The 14,345-nt window shown below is 60.7% G+C and carries 15 protein-coding genes; all 15 read left to right on the top strand.

Annotated elements, in window-relative coordinates; translation table 11 throughout:
* Positions 1-26: 26 nt before the first annotated feature.
* Entirely contained in the window at positions 27-3,092 is a 3,066-nt protein-coding gene (locus AB1Z25_RS04410; protein ID WP_486636643.1) for a phage tail tape measure protein, read from the top strand.
* Positions 3,093-3,100: 8 nt separating this feature from the next.
* Positions 3,101-3,448, top strand: a complete 348-nt coding sequence (locus AB1Z25_RS04405) for a hypothetical protein (protein WP_486636642.1) — start codon at positions 3,101-3,103, stop codon at positions 3,446-3,448.
* Between the two features lie 253 nt (positions 3,449-3,701).
* Positions 3,702-4,178 carry a DUF1833 family protein gene (locus AB1Z25_RS04400; protein ID WP_486636641.1) on the top strand — a complete coding sequence of 159 codons (477 nt, stop codon included), beginning with the start codon at positions 3,702-3,704 and terminating at the stop codon, positions 4,176-4,178.
* Between the two features lie 9 nt (positions 4,179-4,187).
* Positions 4,188-4,571 (top strand): hypothetical protein, encoded by a 384-nt coding sequence (locus AB1Z25_RS04395; RefSeq protein ID WP_486636640.1) that lies wholly within the window; start codon positions 4,188-4,190, stop codon positions 4,569-4,571.
* On the top strand, positions 4,562-8,608 hold the full coding sequence (locus AB1Z25_RS04390; RefSeq protein WP_486636639.1) for a TipJ family phage tail tip protein: 4,047 nt from the start codon (positions 4,562-4,564) through the stop codon (positions 8,606-8,608). The genes AB1Z25_RS04395 and AB1Z25_RS04390 overlap by 10 nt, the downstream gene beginning before the upstream one ends.
* A 10-nt stretch (positions 8,609-8,618) precedes the next feature.
* Positions 8,619-8,981 carry a hypothetical protein gene (locus tag AB1Z25_RS04385; protein ID WP_486636638.1) on the top strand — a complete coding sequence of 121 codons (363 nt, stop codon included), beginning with the start codon at positions 8,619-8,621 and terminating at the stop codon, positions 8,979-8,981.
* Positions 8,978-9,214 carry a hypothetical protein gene (locus tag AB1Z25_RS04380; RefSeq protein ID WP_486636637.1) on the top strand — a complete coding sequence of 79 codons (237 nt, stop codon included), beginning with the start codon at positions 8,978-8,980 and terminating at the stop codon, positions 9,212-9,214. The genes AB1Z25_RS04385 and AB1Z25_RS04380 overlap by 4 nt, the downstream gene beginning before the upstream one ends.
* Positions 9,207-10,289 (top strand): tail fiber domain-containing protein, encoded by a 1,083-nt coding sequence (locus AB1Z25_RS04375; RefSeq protein ID WP_486636636.1) that lies wholly within the window; start codon positions 9,207-9,209, stop codon positions 10,287-10,289. The genes AB1Z25_RS04380 and AB1Z25_RS04375 overlap by 8 nt, the downstream gene beginning before the upstream one ends.
* Complete coding sequence (locus tag AB1Z25_RS04370) at positions 10,274-10,564, top strand: DUF5658 family protein (RefSeq protein ID WP_486636635.1); 291 nt, start codon at positions 10,274-10,276, stop codon at positions 10,562-10,564. The genes AB1Z25_RS04375 and AB1Z25_RS04370 overlap by 16 nt, the downstream gene beginning before the upstream one ends.
* Before the next feature lie 18 nt (positions 10,565-10,582).
* On the top strand, positions 10,583-10,858 hold the full coding sequence (locus tag AB1Z25_RS04365; protein ID WP_486636634.1) for a phage holin family protein: 276 nt from the start codon (positions 10,583-10,585) through the stop codon (positions 10,856-10,858).
* A 58-nt stretch (positions 10,859-10,916) separates the two neighbouring features.
* Positions 10,917-11,348 (top strand): lysozyme, encoded by a 432-nt coding sequence (locus tag AB1Z25_RS04360; RefSeq protein ID WP_486636633.1) that lies wholly within the window; start codon positions 10,917-10,919, stop codon positions 11,346-11,348.
* Between the two features lies 1 nt (position 11,349).
* Positions 11,350-11,853 carry a hypothetical protein gene (locus tag AB1Z25_RS04355; protein ID WP_486636632.1) on the top strand — a complete coding sequence of 168 codons (504 nt, stop codon included), beginning with the start codon at positions 11,350-11,352 and terminating at the stop codon, positions 11,851-11,853.
* A gap of 37 nt (positions 11,854-11,890) precedes the next feature.
* Positions 11,891-12,223 (top strand): hypothetical protein, encoded by a 333-nt coding sequence (locus AB1Z25_RS04350; RefSeq protein WP_486636631.1) that lies wholly within the window; start codon positions 11,891-11,893, stop codon positions 12,221-12,223.
* Between the two features lie 358 nt (positions 12,224-12,581).
* A complete protein-coding gene (locus AB1Z25_RS04345) occupies positions 12,582-13,889 on the top strand; it encodes an MFS transporter (protein WP_107798320.1) in 1,308 nt (435 codons plus the stop codon).
* 136 nt (positions 13,890-14,025) lie between these two features.
* Positions 14,026-14,343 carry an ElaB/YgaM/YqjD family protein gene (locus tag AB1Z25_RS04340; protein WP_048415023.1) on the top strand — a complete coding sequence of 106 codons (318 nt, stop codon included), beginning with the start codon at positions 14,026-14,028 and terminating at the stop codon, positions 14,341-14,343.
* The last annotated feature ends 2 nt before the right edge of the window (positions 14,344-14,345 follow it).

Raw genomic sequence — 14,345 nt, 5'->3', positions numbered from 1 at the left:
ATCTAAACACGACCTCTGGAGAGTATATGTCAGAAGAGAAAATTTATCGCGGCGTTATGGAGGTTGAGGTTAACGAGAATGGCGCCACTGCCGCGATAGCAAAAATTGGCGCCGCAGTTACTGAGCTCGGGCAAACCGCCGCCAAGGCCGGCACGGAAGCCGGCGCCGGCATCGACAAGATCGGCCAGGGTGCGGAAAAGGCGGCTGGCAAGACCGAGCAATCTGGACAGCGCGTTAAGAAAACCCTGGCCAGCCTGCGTGAAGGCGCGGCGCCGGCGGAGGCAGTTAGTGGGTCGCTTGAGAAAATCGGCGACGCCAGCAACGAGGCCGCGCGCAAGCTGGATGCGGCAACCCGCAACATGATCAGCTCGATCCAGCGCACCATGGTCACGATGCGCGTTGGCGACCGCAACAGCGCGGAGTATTTCCGGGTTCTCGCTGGCCAGCGCGGCGTTGATGTGGGGGTGCTGGAGCCCTACCTGAAACAGTTGGAAGCAGTATCGGCACGCCAAGTTCGTGTTGGTTTGACCGCTGGTGAAATGTCGAACGCCATGCGTATGCTGCCCGCCCAGTTTACCGATATCGCCACTTCGCTCGCTGGCGGCCAGAACCCGATGCTTGTTTTCTTGCAGCAAGGTGGCCAAATCAAAGATATGTTTGGCGGTGTCGGGCCGGCCGCAAAGGCAATGGCCACTTATGTTCTCGGCCTTGTTACGCCGCTCACCGTCACTGCTGCGGCATTTGCTGCCGTGGGTTATGCCGCGTATCTCGGAAACGAGAACGTGAGTAGATTCAAAGATACGGTCAAATTGACAGGAGGCTCACTTGGTCTTAGCAGGGGTGAAGTTGAAGCATTTGCTCACGCAATAAAGATGTCCGCGAATGCGAGCACTCAGGCATCAAGAGAAATGCTTGATGCTATAGCAAGAACGGGGCGGGTCGGCGGAGACTCGCTCAAAGCGATATCAGCGGCCGCACTTGCATACGCTGAAGTGTCGGGAGAAAAAGCGGAATCTGTTGCTAAAGACTTCTCGAAGATGGCGGATGGAGTTGCAGATTGGGCTGCTGAGCATAATAAATCCATGCATTTCATCACTGCCACAGAGTACGAATATATAAAAACTCTTGAAGAGAGTGGAGACAAACAAGAAGCTATTCGGATTGTTTCTGACAAACTGCACCGTCAATTTGCAACCAGCGATAGCGAGAATCTTGGATTGCTTGTGAAGATATGGCGAGGCTGGGGATATGCAATTGATGATGTGTGGGAAGCGATGAAGCGTATTGGCACATCATCACCAGTAGAGAAACTCTTTTCCGATGCAGATCAAGCTGTTCAGCAAACACTTAAAAACCTGAGCAGTAAATTACTTACCCCCGCCGCCAAAGAAACACTGCAAAGACAGCTGCAAGCCCAGATAAAAGAAAGGGATGAGCTTGCGACACAAATCACCGCACAGGCAAGGAAGAATCGTTTAAAACAAGCTGAAGCTGAGGCATCAGAGGATTCAATTGAATATCAGCGCTTAATCGAATCCCAGATGTCGAAATCAGAAAAACGACTAAGCGCCTTCAAAAAGCTCAACGCGAGCTACTTCGGAAAAGGTAATGCCGAAAAATTCGGAACAGATCAAATAAATGATTTGAGCTTGCTTTCCGAAGGGATGTTGCTCGCGCATGGCAAGAATGCTCAAAGAGCTCTTGCTGAATATAAAGCTGCGCGTGCTGCTGTTGAAGAAAAGTTTAAAGATCCGCACCAAAGGAAATCGTCTGCATTCGGCAAGGCCGAAGACCGTGAAGTGGCTGACCTGCGCGCTCGGATCGAGGCTGAAAACCAGATCGCCGCGGCAATGCGGCAAAACGGCGCCGCATACGAAAAAATGACCGAAGGCGCGAAGTTGGCACTAAAGTTTCGCCAGCAGGAAGGCGTGGCGGTAACGGATGCGGCCAAAGCCAACCTGCGCTTGCGCGCCAGCCTGGCCGACGAGCTGGGTTATCGCCAGGAACTGACCAAGGCGCTGATGGAGCAAATCAGCGTCCAGAAAGCCCTGGACGAAGCGGACCAGCGCCGCGCCGGCGAGCAGGATCTGCAAAGCGAGGATGTGCGCAAGCAGTTGGAGTTCCTGACCATGAACATGGCCCAGCGCGAGAAAGCGCAGGCCGCCTGGGAAGCGGAGAAGGAAACCAAGCGCCAACTGCTGGACCTGCAAATCAAGCTCAACCAGGCGCGTGCCGATGAGTCAGCCGCATCCACGCCTGGCGCCAAGGCGGTTCGGTCCAAAATCGTCGAGGATCTGGAAGGCGAGCAGCGCCTGTTGCAAATGGAGGGCGCCAAAAAGGTGGAAGCCGCGGTTCAGGCAGTCAATGACCGACTCGCCATGGGCAGCAACTGGGTGGTCAGCTCGCGCCGCGCCTTGGAAGACTACGCCGACAACGCCATCAACATTGCCGATGAGGTTGGCGCGGCGTGGACCCGTGGCATGGGCGGCATGGAGGATGCGCTGACCAAGTTCGTGATGACCGGCAAGGCCAGCTTCAAGGATCTGGCCAACAGCATCATCGAGGACATGATCCGCATCCAGATCCGGCAAAGTGTTACCGGACCATTGGCAGGCATGCTGCCGGGCTTGTTGTCCGGGGTTTTCGAGCGCAGCGGCCCCGCCGCCCCCATTGAGGCAGGAACCGTCATGCAGTCATCCGGCGGTGCCTGGCTGCGCGGCGTGCAGATGTTCGCCAGTGGCGGTGCCTTCACCAACAGCATCGTCAGCAAGCCTACGGCGTTTTCCCACGCCGGCGGGCTGGGGGTGATGGGCGAAGCGGGGCCCGAGGCTATCATGCCTCTGACCCGCGACGCTGCCGGCCGGCTGGGGGTGCGCACTGCTGGCAATGCCGGCTCGGCGCCGTCGGTGGATGTCCAGGTCAACGTGATCAATCAGAGCAGCCAGCCACTGCAGGCCCAGCAGCAAGGGCAGCCGCGCATCGATCAGTTCGGCAAGGTCATCATCGACATGCTCGTCACCGACGTGCGGCGCGGCGGCCCGGTGTCGTCCACCATGGAAGCCGCCTACGGCCTGCGCCGCGGCGGTAGATAAGGAAAGCTATGCCCATCACCGCCCTGCCCGACTATGTGATGATCGACATGGAGGGCTACAGCGAGAAGGCCGACTTCGGCGTGCAGCGCTCGCCGATGGATGGCGGCATTCCGAAGCAGCGTGCGCGGTGGTCTCTGCCGATCGTGACTCGCGGCATGACGCTGCTGATCGACGGAGCGGCCAGCCGCGACGCCTTCGACGCTTGGCACCGGGAGACGCTGCGCGGCGGCGTTGACTGGTTCACGCTGAGCTTGTTCGGCAAGACCGCCCGGGCGCGCTTCACCGAGCCGCTGTCATTTCGGCCTAGCGGGCCTGATGCGTGGATGGCGACGGCCACTGTGGAGACTGTTGGATAACGGAAATCCCACAAGAGGAATGAGATTCCGGTGCACTCGACAATTTGATGATCCATAAATGCAAAAGTGAAATGGATCATGAAAAATTATCTTGTCCAGCTGTGCTTTTTCGTTCTGATTATTGACTACTCAAGTCCAGGCGCTCGTATCACTTCTGTCGTGCTGCTCATGTTGAGCTGTTTGCACGCGTGGCTTCACAGGCCATAAAACGTAGCCCCGCTCCCTGCGGGGCTTTTTCATTTCTGGAGTCCACATGGCCCGCCCCTATTCCCAACACGCGCGCGAGCAGCTCAACGCCACCAGCGCCGACGACATCATGCTTGTCCTGCTGGAGATTCGGCACCCTCTGCTGGCCGTGCCGGTACGGGTGGTCAACGACATGCAGAACATCGTGGTGGCCAGCAACGAGTTCATCGCCTGCGCGTTCAACATCACGCTGCCGGACGACTCCGACAATCAGTTGCCCGAAGCCCAGCTTGAAATCGACAACATCGGTCGCGAGTTGACCCAGTGGCTGGAGCAAAGCGGTGGCGGCGCCGGCGCCACCTGCCGGATCATGCAGGTCATGCGCGCCACGCCGGACCTGATCGAATTCGACATCACCATGGACTTGACCGGCCTGGCGATGGACCAGTCAACCGTTAGCGGCAAGCTCTGCTTCACCGACCTGCTCAACCAGCCCGCCGTCACCGTCTATTACCGGCCGGAAACCGCCCCCGCCCTGTTCTGAGGTTTTCCCATGCATTGGTCTGATCGCTATGTCGGCCAAGACTATGTCGCCGACACGGCCGACTGCGCCGTACTCGCCGGCACGGTCGCGCGCGAAGTGCTTGGCCTTGATGTCCAGCTCCCAGGCGAGCGTCGCCCCGGGCCATTTGGGCGCAATGCGCTCATCCAGCAGCACCAGGACGCTTTCGCACGGCGAGTCGATGCGCCGGCGGACGGTCAACCGGTGCTGCTGATTGCTCGCGGCCGGGCTCAGCACATCGGCGTGATGTGCTGGCTAGCCGGCGAGTGGTGGGTGCTACACGCCGACGAAGCCGCCGGGTTTGTGGTGCGCCAACGGCTGCGCGACATGCCGCGGCAAGGCTATCAAGTTGAAGGGTTCTACGAATGGCTGTGACCAAACCGAAACTGGTGCATCTTCCGCACCCGCTGACCACCAATGGCCGGCAGGTGATCTACGAAGCATTCCGCCGCAATGAGACCCTGGGCGGCTACCTGCGCCGGCTGCAAATTGAAGTCGACCGCGCCCCATTTGCGGTGCAGGTCAACGGCCGGCCGCTGGCCGACTGGCGCCGCTACCGTCTGAGAGGCGGTGATTTTATCGAAGTCCGCGCGGTGGTTGCCGGCGGTGGCGGCGGCAAGATCCTGCGTACTGTCGCCATGGTTGCTCTGGTTCTGGCCGCGCCACAGTTAGGCCCAATGCTGGCTGGCACGATTGGTGTGTCCGCAACGGTCGGGACGGCTCTCGTCATGCTTGGCGGGTCGATGCTGATCAACGCCCTGCTGCCGCCACCCATGCCAGAGCTTGGCGGCCTGGGCGGACGCGATTACTCGGTCAGTAACAATTACGCGCTGTCCGGCGCTCGCAACCGTGCCCGAACCTTTGCGCCGATGCCGCTGGTGATCGGCCAGCGCCGTTTCGTGCCAGACGCGTGTGGCAACCCGTTTACAGAGTTCTCTGGCCAGGATCAGTTTCTGTACCAGACCTACCACTTCGGGCTGCAACCCGATCTGCAATTGTCCGATTTCCGCATCGGTGACACGCCGATTGGCAATTACCAGGGCGTCGAGCTGTTCCATGCGGCGGCGGATGGACAGCTGCCGGCGGCGTTCGGCAATGTCAGCAGCGACACCGGCCGCGAGATCAAGGCCAGCGACGGCTGGGTGGTGCGCCAATTGGCGCGCGAGACCATCGGCATCGGCATGGACCTGCAGGGCGTCGGCTATTACGCCAACGACAATGGTGATATGGAATGGCGCAACGTCGATTCCGAGATCCAATACCGCCGGCTGCCGGATGGCGCATGGCAGCCCTATGGCGATGACCAATATGGGAAGTACCGGCTGCCAGGCAACAGCATCACGCCGGTGCGCCGCACCTTGATGCAGGAACTGCCGGTTTCGCAGTACGAAGTCCGGGTTCGTAAAACCAGCGGCGACGTGATGTCCAGTCGGGAGCGCAACGAGTTCGCCCTAGCCGGCCTGCGCGCATACCGCAAGGACACGACCAGCTATTCCGGTCAGCGTCGGGTCGGCCTCAAGATCAAAGCCAGCAGCCAGCTCAACGGCGCAGTGGACGAGCTGTCGGCGATGGCCGTGGCCAGTTGCCCGGTCTGGACCGGCTCGACCTGGTCGAATCAGCCAACGACCAATCCCGCATGGTGGTATCTGTGGTTCGCGCGCGGCGCTTTTGACGGCCAAGGCCGCCGGATGTACGGCGCGGGTCTGCCGGATGGCCGAATTGATTTCGAGGCCATCAAGGTTTGGGCGGCGTGGTGCGACGCCAAGCAATTGAGCGTTGGCCTGGTGCTGGACCGTCAATACAGCATCGCCGAAGTGCTGGGCCTGATTGCGCGCTGCGGTCGCGGACGCTACACCTGGCAATCCGGCAAGCTCGGCGTGATCTGGGATGCGGCCAACCTGCCAGCAGTCGCGGTATTTGGCCCGGCCAACATCCGCGCCGGCTCGTTCAGGATCGAGTACGTCAACGAGAAGGTGGCCGACGAGGTCATCGTCAATTTTTCGAACAAGGACAAAGGCTACGAAATCGACCAGGTGCGCGTCGCCGTGCCTGGCGTCAGCACCCCAACCAATCCGGTGACGCTGGACTTCATCGGCTGCTGCGATACCAACATGGCAGGCAGAGAAGCCAATCTGATCGCCGCGTCTCAGCTCTATCACCGCCGGCGGGTGAGCTGGGAGACCGATTTCGAGGGACTGGTGGCGACGCGCGGCGACGTGGTCCTGCTGAGCCATGACCTTGCCAACTGGTCGCACTCCGGCCGGCTGCTGGCCGGCGACCGCGGGCAACTGCGCTTGGATCGCTCCGTTCCGCTGGGCGCCAGCGGCTGGGTGGGCATTCGCTTCCCAGATGGCCGCTATGGCACCTATCGAGTCAATGTGGGATCAGGCAGTAGCGACACCTTGCAACTGCGCGATCTGATCCCCGCGTCGGACGCTGGCGGCCCGCTGCCGGTGCCTGATGAGTCCCCGGATGCGGTGCCATACGACTGGATGTGGTTCTACGACGCCTCAACGCAGCCGGGCCGGCGCGTCAAGATCGTGGATGTGAAGCCCAGCGCCGAGGGCGTGAAGTTCACCGCCATCGACGATCGCCCGGAGTACTACGCGGCCGAAAGCGGCAGCTTCAACAACAACGGCCCTGCGCCAACCTTACCGCCGGCGCTGGGTTTCCTGCGGCTGTCGGAGTCCAGCCGAGTGACCGGTGACGGCCGGCGTGTTGCCGTGGTGACCGCGGCATGGCCATCACTTCGCGGTGCGGTGAACTACCAATTGAAGTACCGCCGCGCCGGCGGCGCATGGGCGGCTCAGGTGGTGCCGGACACTTCGTTCAGTTGGGATGCGGACCCGCAGGATCTGGAAGTGTCGGTTGTTGCTGTTTTCGCCGACGGCTCAATGTCTGCGCCAGCTGTCGCCTCGTTGAAGATCCAGGGGCACACGATGCCGCCGGCAACGGCTGCCGCGTTTACTGCGATCGGCGAGATGATGCAGATCACGCTGCGCTGGTCTTACCCCGCTCGGACAGACCTGCGTGGCGCGCAGTTGTTCGCCAGCACCGATGGGCAGGCATGGGTCAAGCTGGCCGACATCGCCTACCCTGCAGCGGTTTACACTCATCTCGGGCTGATGGCCGGCGTCACCGTGCAATACCAACTGCGCATCATCGACACCTGGGGGAATGTCGGCGCCGCCGCCACGGCACAAGCCACCGTGATCCGCGATCCAGCCGTGCTGCTGGATCAGTTGAAGAACAGCATCACCTCAGCCCAGCTTCAGGAGTCGCTGCGCACGCCAATCGAGCAAGCAGTGGGCGTTCAGGGTAGCGTCAACTCACTGATCCAGGCCCAGATGCAGCAGATGCTAACGGCGGACGAGATCCGCAGCACGCAGGGCAATCACTACGCATTTGCGAAACGGCAGCTCAGCACGCTGGGCGACAGCCTTCGGCAAGAGGCGAGTGAGCGGCTGCTGCTGGCGGCCAGGGTGGACGAGGCCGCCGCCGGTATCGCCGAGGAGTCCAGGGCGCGCGCCACTGCAGACTCTGCACTGACAGAGCGGATAGGGACGATGCAGACCACGGTCGGCAACCATACCGCATCGTTGCAGGAGGTCAGCAGGACGGTAGACGGCGTGATGTCTGAAAAGATCATCAAGCTGAATGCCTCCGGCAAAGTTTCCGGCATTGGCTTGCGCGCCGACGCTGCCGGTAGCGCCGTCGACATCCTGGCTGATCGGTTCGTTGTCTCGCTGCCGGACGGCTCGGGCTCGCGCACGGTGTTTGTGCTGTCAACGATCAACGGCACGCCTGCGCTGGGCCTGGCTGGTGATCTGGTTGCGGATGGCTCCCTGATCGGCCGGCGAGTGCTGGTGGATGAATCTGTTGATGCGGCGAAGATCAACACCCGTGGACTGACCATACGTGACACCGCCGGCAATGTGGTCGTCGATATGACGGGCATGGGCGCAGCCTTCATCAAAGGGCTGCTGCAGGCCGGCCAGATCGACACTCGTGGCCTGACGGTGAAGAGGCCAGATGGCGTCGTCGTCGTTGACGCCAATGGGATGGATGCGACATACATCCGCAATCTGATGGTCGACACGCTGCAGATCAAAGGCGAAGCGGTCAGCAAGAACGACACGAGGACAGTTACTGCCAATGGCTGGGTGTCCGCGTTTGGGTACTCGTTTTCCTTCTACTGCTCAGACCGCGGTACGCTGCTGGTCTTTGGGGATTCGCCATTCGCAAACGTCACCCTCCAGGCTCGTAATCGGTCGACGCCAATCGGCGCCGCCAGCGGAGTGCTGGTCCTTGATGTATCTGCAGGAGAAGCCGTGACGATAACGATTTCTGGCCCCGGCGGATACAGTGCATACGGCCAAATGCGTTATGGGGCAGTGCTCTTCCGACGCTAGAGGAAAGGCTATGGAAAAAATCAGCATCATCGAGTACGACGAGGATGGACGAATCCTACAAACCGGCCTCGCCTCGCTTGAAAACATTGAGCTTGAAATATCACTTGGCAAGCTCATCCTGCAAGGCGAGGCTGACCCGCTGACTCAATACATCCGCAGCGATGGTGCTATCGAGTCGCGGCCACCGAATCCGGCCAGCCTGGCCGGAATGGTGTTACACGATCTGCCGGCTCCATGCGTACTGGTCCTGGACGGCACTGCATACGACTGCGACGACGCAGAATGCGAGCTGTCGTTTTCACTGCGCGGGACGCATCACGTCCAGGTTGAGGCCTGGCCGATGCAGTCGGCCACATTTGAGGTGACAACATGATGCAGATCCATCATTGCGGAGATCACCGCGCGGCGCGCAAATCGCAGTACCCCCCACTCGGTGACCAGTGGGACGTGCTGTGGCGCTGGGTGTCCACGCTGCCGCCGGAGTTGCTAAACGATGAGATGCGGCAGATGCTGGATCGCATCAAGGCAATCAAGACAAATTTCCCGAAGCCCCGCCCGAGTTCATCCGGCGGGGCTGATTCATTGGAGGACAATAACAATGGCTGATGATTGGGCGGGTCTCTCGGCGCAGTTGGGGAAAATGCAGCAGATCTGGTATGTCACCCAGCGCAGTTACTGGAGCGTGTTTGATCCAAACTCGGATACGGCCACAATTACCGCTGAAGATGGCAGTGCACGAGTAGTTCCAAGTTGGTGCGCGCTCTCGCAGGCTGTCGCGAATGGAGTGACTTTAAATACCACACAAACGATCACGGCTGAGAAGACGTTTGATTCTCCAATTCAGTCTGCAATTGGGGGCGGGCCTTATGTTGCGTGGGCCGATAGGGCTGCTGCGGTTGTGCTGTCTTGTCCGCGTAACGATTCCGCGTATGCGGTTTGGCGGGCAGTAAAGTATGGCGCTAGGCATCTGGCGGCGTTTGATGTGCATGCTAATAATGCCGACTCAAATGCGGTGTCTGCTGTTATGCATCTCTCTGGCGGGGGAGGGGCGGTTTTTTCCCATGGGTGGACGGGTGGGGATTATGAGGCACCTGGGAATATTACTGCTGGCGGTTATATTCGAACGGGCCAGGTAAATACGGATATGGGCACAAGTATCCGATCAAGTTTGGAGGTTAGAAATTTAGTAAACGCCTCGGGTGACGAAGGAATAGCCGGAATGGCATTTCATTGTCAGGGCTATTACGCCGTCAAGCTAGGTTTGCGTCATGATGGAATTTTTGGTCTTGGGGGCTGGAGCGCATCGCCGTGGCGCTGGTATGTTGACGCTCGGAATGGAAACATGACCGCGGCTGGCAGCGTCACCGGCTTATCTGATATTCGGCTGAAAACCAATGTTCGCCGTATTCCGAATGCGCTGGATAAGGTCAAGCAGCTGGGCGGCTACACCTACGACCGTCTTGACAACAAAATACGACAAGCGGGTCTGATCGCTCAAGAAGTACGGGCCGTGCTGCCTGAAGCTGTCATTGAGGGGGTAGACGACGAAAAAACACTGTCAGTGGCATACGGTAACGTGACCGCGTTGCTGGTGGAGGCAATCCGCGAGCTGAGCCTGCAGGTCGACTTCCTGTCGCATCGCGTCAACGAATTGGAGGGCGGTTCATGGCGGAATTCCTAGTCTGGCTGATTGTAATCCAGCAACTACTGGACATTGCCAGCACCTGGTATGCCCTGCGCACCGGCATCGGTCGTGAGGCAAACAGCTGGCTGGCCCGCGTGATGAGCCACATCGGCATGCTACCCGCACTGCTTCTGACCAAGCTTGCGTTGCTGGCGGCGTGCTGGTGGTTGCGGCCGCCATGGCCAGCCTACGCGATCCTCGCGGTGATCTACACCGCGGTGCTGATCAACAACTTTCGAGCAATCCAACAGGGCCGGAAAAACCGGCCCTGATTCATTTAGGGAGGAAGCATGCAAGAACACGAAAAGGGGCTGTTGGCACTGCTGGTGGTAGGTGCGCTGATCGGGATCGGCAAGCTGCTGGCAAGCCAGGAGGAGATCACCGTACGCCTGGCGCTCGGACGCGCAATCCTCGGCGGAGCAACTTCGACGATTGCCGGCGTGGCGTTGATGCAGTTCCCCAACCTGCCGCTGCCCGCGCTTGTCGGCATCGGCGCCGGCCTCGGCATTCTGGGGGCCCAGTACCTTGAAGCGTGGCTCAAAAAACGCGCAGACGTGATGCAGTAACAATCGGCTCAAAACCCAATGGCCCGCCAAGAGCGGGCTTTTTCTTTTGGAGGCATGCATGAAAACAAGCGATGCAGGAATCACGCTGTTGAAGAGTTCCGAGGGCCTGAAGCTGGTCGCATACAAATGCCCGGCCGGCATCTGGACGAACGGCTACGGCCACACAGGCCCGGACGTTACGCCTGGACAAGTCATCACCCAGGCGCAGGCTGACGCGCTGCTGGCGCGCGATCTGGAGCGGTTTGAAGCCGGCGTCTCTCGACTGGTCTCTGTGCAGCTGACCCAGAACCAGTTCGATGCGCTGGTCTGCTTCAGCTTTAACCTGGGTCTCGGCGCGCTGCAAGGCTCTACGCTGCTGCGACTGCTCAACGCTGGCGACTGCGCCGGCGCAGCCGCCCAGTTCCCGCGCTGGAACAAGGCCGGCGGCAAGGAGCTTCCGGGCCTAACCCGGCGCCGCGCCGCCGAACAGGCAATGTTTCTGGGGAAATAAGATGAACTGGAGACTGATTCTTGCCGGCATTTTGCTGGTGGCCGTGTCCGCCGCAGGCTGGCATTACCGCGCGGTACTTGCCGAGCGCGACACCGCAGCACAGCGCGCGGCGGCGGCGGAGCGTGTGGCGGCCGGCGAGAAGGCGGCCAGGACGAAGGAGCAGGAAACCGCACGCAGCGACAGCGCGGCCGCGGCCGCTTATGAAGAGGAACTAGAGAATGGAAAAGTGGAACTCCACGGGGCTATTGCTCGTTTGCGCGCTCAGCTCCGGCTGCGCGACCAACTCGCCGACGGTAGCAATCTGCCCGCAACTGCCGCCGGCGCCGGCGAACATAATGGCGAAGCAGGAGCCGAATTTTCTGAAGCGCAGCGAGCAAAACTTGCAGAGGCTCTTGATCGATTTGGGGTTGAGCAGTACTCAATCGACAGCGATGCCGACAAATCGGCCGGGCGGCTCAACGCCTGCCAGGTGATCTTGGCCACCGACCGCACCGGCGTCGAGTGATGTCTATGCTGGAATCTGGCAACCACCGGATTCCAGCATGCCACCCGATGAAATTCTAGAGCGCGCCGCTGCCGCGTTCGACCACCTGGGCCGGAGCAAGACGCTCACCTTGGGGCAAGGTGCGCGGATTGTCGCTTCGTTTCGCGGCGTTGAGCCGCTGACCGGCGACCTGTTCCCCGCCGACGGGCGGCAGCTTGAGTTGGCGACGTGGATGCTGATGCTGATCGGTGATACGGATAAATTGCTTGGGAGATATCGCGAACTTGGATTGCACGGTCAGCTGAAAATGGCGGAAGTGCCATTGCTGCAGAACGCAGTCAAAGAGAGGTATCATGAGGTGATGGGAGGCAAGCCGGCGAAGCCATATTGATAGGTACATTTCCTTGGTGACGGTATATTTGACGGTATAGTTATTTTCAAACCCACCGACAACCGTTGCCTAGCAAGGATTACGGCCCTTCAATTAACAATTGAGTGGGAATAAGCGCCCTCCTCTCAACCCCGGCAGACGCCGGGGTTTTTTTTTGTCCGCGCCCGGCGCAATTTATGCCGTTAAAATGCAATTGACTATCGCAACATTTCCCGACACGCGCTAAACTGGCGGCATGTTTGCCATACCGCCATATTCGCATTGCCTTAAGCAGATTCCAGCCCTGCGTCCAGCCCTTGCCGGCGCGCATTGAATCCGACTCCAGCCCCTCCTTCGCGCCACCGTCATCCGAACCGTCATGAACGCCATCGCCACGCCCGCCGCCGCACTTTCACGCTCCGACTACCGCACCCTGGGACTGGCCGCGCTGGGCGGCGCGCTCGAAATCTACGACTTCATCGTCTTCGCCTTCTTCGCCGCCACGCTCAGCCAATTGTTCTTCCCGCCGCAGATGCCGGAATGGCTGCGCCTGCTGCAAACCTTCGGCATCTTCGCCACCGGCTACCTGGCGCGGCCGCTGGGCGGCATCCTGATGGCCCACTTCGCCGACCGCCTGGGCCGCAAGCGCATGTTCAGCCTCAGCATGCTGATGATGGCCGGCCCCTGTCTGCTGATCGGCCTGCTGCCCACTTACGCCCAGATCGGCTATCTGGCGCCGCTGCTGCTGCTATGCCTGCGGCTGCTGCAAGGCGCGGCGGTGGGCGGCGAGGTGCCCAGCGCCTGGACCTTTGTCGCCGAACACGCGCCGGCGCGCCATCGCGGCTACGCGCTGGGTCTGTTGCAAGCCGGCCTGACCATGGGCTATCTGCTGGGCGCGCTGACCGCCACCCTGCTGGCCGAAGTCTTCAGCCCTCAGCAAATGCAAGACTACGCCTGGCGAATTCCGTTCCTGCTCGGCGGCCCGCTCGGCCTGTTCGGCGTCTGGCTGCGCCGCTGGCTGAATGAAACGCCGGTATTCCTGTCCCTGCGTTCTCAACGGCAGGAGCGCGCCTACCCGCTGCTGGAAGTGCTGCGCGCGCACCGGAGCACCCTGCTGCCGGCGGCGCTGCTGACCTGCGTGCTGACTTCGGCCGTGGTGATTCCGGTGGTGGTCACCCCCACCTTGCTGCAGCAGCACTTCGCCTGGCCGGCCAAGGACGCCTTCGCCCTGGGCAGCCTCGGCATCGTCTTCCTCAACATAGGCTGCGTGATCGCCGGCCGCGTCACCGACCGCGTCGGCCCGTTGCGCAGCCTGATCCTCTACAGCCTGTTGTTGCCCGTGGGCGTGGGCCTGCTCTACGCCAGCCTGATCGGCGGCTGGCGCTGGCCCGGCCTCGCCTACGCCGTCGCCGGTCTGTGCTGCGGCATCGTCGGCGTGGTGCCCTCGGCGATGATCAGTCTGTTTCCCGCCGACATCCGCGTCTCCGGCATCGCCGTCACCTACAACATCGCTTATTCGCTGTGGGCCAGCGCCGCGCCGCTGCTGCTGATCGCCGCCACGCCCTGGAGCCCCTGGATCTCGGCCCTGTTCAGCCTGGCCATGGGCGGCGTGGGCTTGTACGCGGCCAGCCGTTTCCGCGCGCCACGGCTTCCGCAGTGGGAAAACGTCGCCTACGGCCGGATTTGACGCAGGCGAAAGCGGTCAAATCCAGTGTTTGACGTCATTGGCCCAGCCTGATAGGTTCATGGTAGCCAGCTTGATTGCTGCACCGCGAGAGTCGTGACTTCGCGGAATTCCCATTCATTTTCACCAGGAGATCTTTATGTCCAATGCCGCTGCAATCGCCAAGGAAAAAGAACAATTACTGGATGACGTGCGCCAGGTTCTGGTCAGCACCGAAGAGCTGATCGACGCCTCGCTGGACGACGGCAGCCAGAAAAGCAAGGAAATCCGCCAGCGCGTCAACGAAAAGCTGAAGCTCGCCAAGGCCAAGCTGCTGGACGCTGAGCAAGTGGTGGTCGGCAAGGCCAAGGTCGCCGCCAAAGCGACCGATCAATACGTGCATGAAAACCCGTGGAAATCCATCGGCATCGCCGCCGGCGTCGCCTTCCTGCTGGGCATGCTGGTTTCCCGCCGCTAAGG

The organism is Chromobacterium sp. HL1 (assembly GCF_057418835.1).
The sequence above is the reverse complement of the archived record's forward strand: the minus strand, read 5'-3'. Positions and strand labels throughout refer to the sequence as shown.

Excerpts from the sequence above, each read along its gene's own strand:
- AB1Z25_RS04405 (WP_486636642.1), top strand. The coding sequence starts at position 3,101 with ATGCCCATCACCGCCCTGCCCGACTATGTGATGATCGACATGGAGGGC.
- AB1Z25_RS04360 (WP_486636633.1), top strand. The coding sequence starts at position 10,917 with ATGAAAACAAGCGATGCAGGAATCACGCTGTTGAAGAGTTCCGAGGGC.
- AB1Z25_RS04395 (WP_486636640.1), top strand. The coding sequence starts at position 4,188 with ATGCATTGGTCTGATCGCTATGTCGGCCAAGACTATGTCGCCGACACG.
- AB1Z25_RS04355 (WP_486636632.1), top strand. The coding sequence starts at position 11,350 with ATGAACTGGAGACTGATTCTTGCCGGCATTTTGCTGGTGGCCGTGTCC.
- AB1Z25_RS04400 (WP_486636641.1), top strand. The coding sequence starts at position 3,702 with ATGGCCCGCCCCTATTCCCAACACGCGCGCGAGCAGCTCAACGCCACC.
- AB1Z25_RS04365 (WP_486636634.1), top strand. The coding sequence starts at position 10,583 with ATGCAAGAACACGAAAAGGGGCTGTTGGCACTGCTGGTGGTAGGTGCG.
- AB1Z25_RS04410 (WP_486636643.1), top strand. The coding sequence starts at position 27 with ATGTCAGAAGAGAAAATTTATCGCGGCGTTATGGAGGTTGAGGTTAAC.
- AB1Z25_RS04380 (WP_486636637.1), top strand. The coding sequence starts at position 8,978 with ATGATGCAGATCCATCATTGCGGAGATCACCGCGCGGCGCGCAAATCG.
- AB1Z25_RS04385 (WP_486636638.1), top strand. The coding sequence starts at position 8,619 with ATGGAAAAAATCAGCATCATCGAGTACGACGAGGATGGACGAATCCTA.
- AB1Z25_RS04370 (WP_486636635.1), top strand. The coding sequence starts at position 10,274 with ATGGCGGAATTCCTAGTCTGGCTGATTGTAATCCAGCAACTACTGGAC.
- AB1Z25_RS04390 (WP_486636639.1), top strand. The coding sequence starts at position 4,562 with ATGGCTGTGACCAAACCGAAACTGGTGCATCTTCCGCACCCGCTGACC.
- AB1Z25_RS04345 (WP_107798320.1), top strand. The coding sequence starts at position 12,582 with ATGAACGCCATCGCCACGCCCGCCGCCGCACTTTCACGCTCCGACTAC.
- AB1Z25_RS04340 (WP_048415023.1), top strand. The coding sequence starts at position 14,026 with ATGTCCAATGCCGCTGCAATCGCCAAGGAAAAAGAACAATTACTGGAT.
- AB1Z25_RS04350 (WP_486636631.1), top strand. The coding sequence starts at position 11,891 with ATGCCACCCGATGAAATTCTAGAGCGCGCCGCTGCCGCGTTCGACCAC.
- AB1Z25_RS04375 (WP_486636636.1), top strand. The coding sequence starts at position 9,207 with ATGGCTGATGATTGGGCGGGTCTCTCGGCGCAGTTGGGGAAAATGCAG.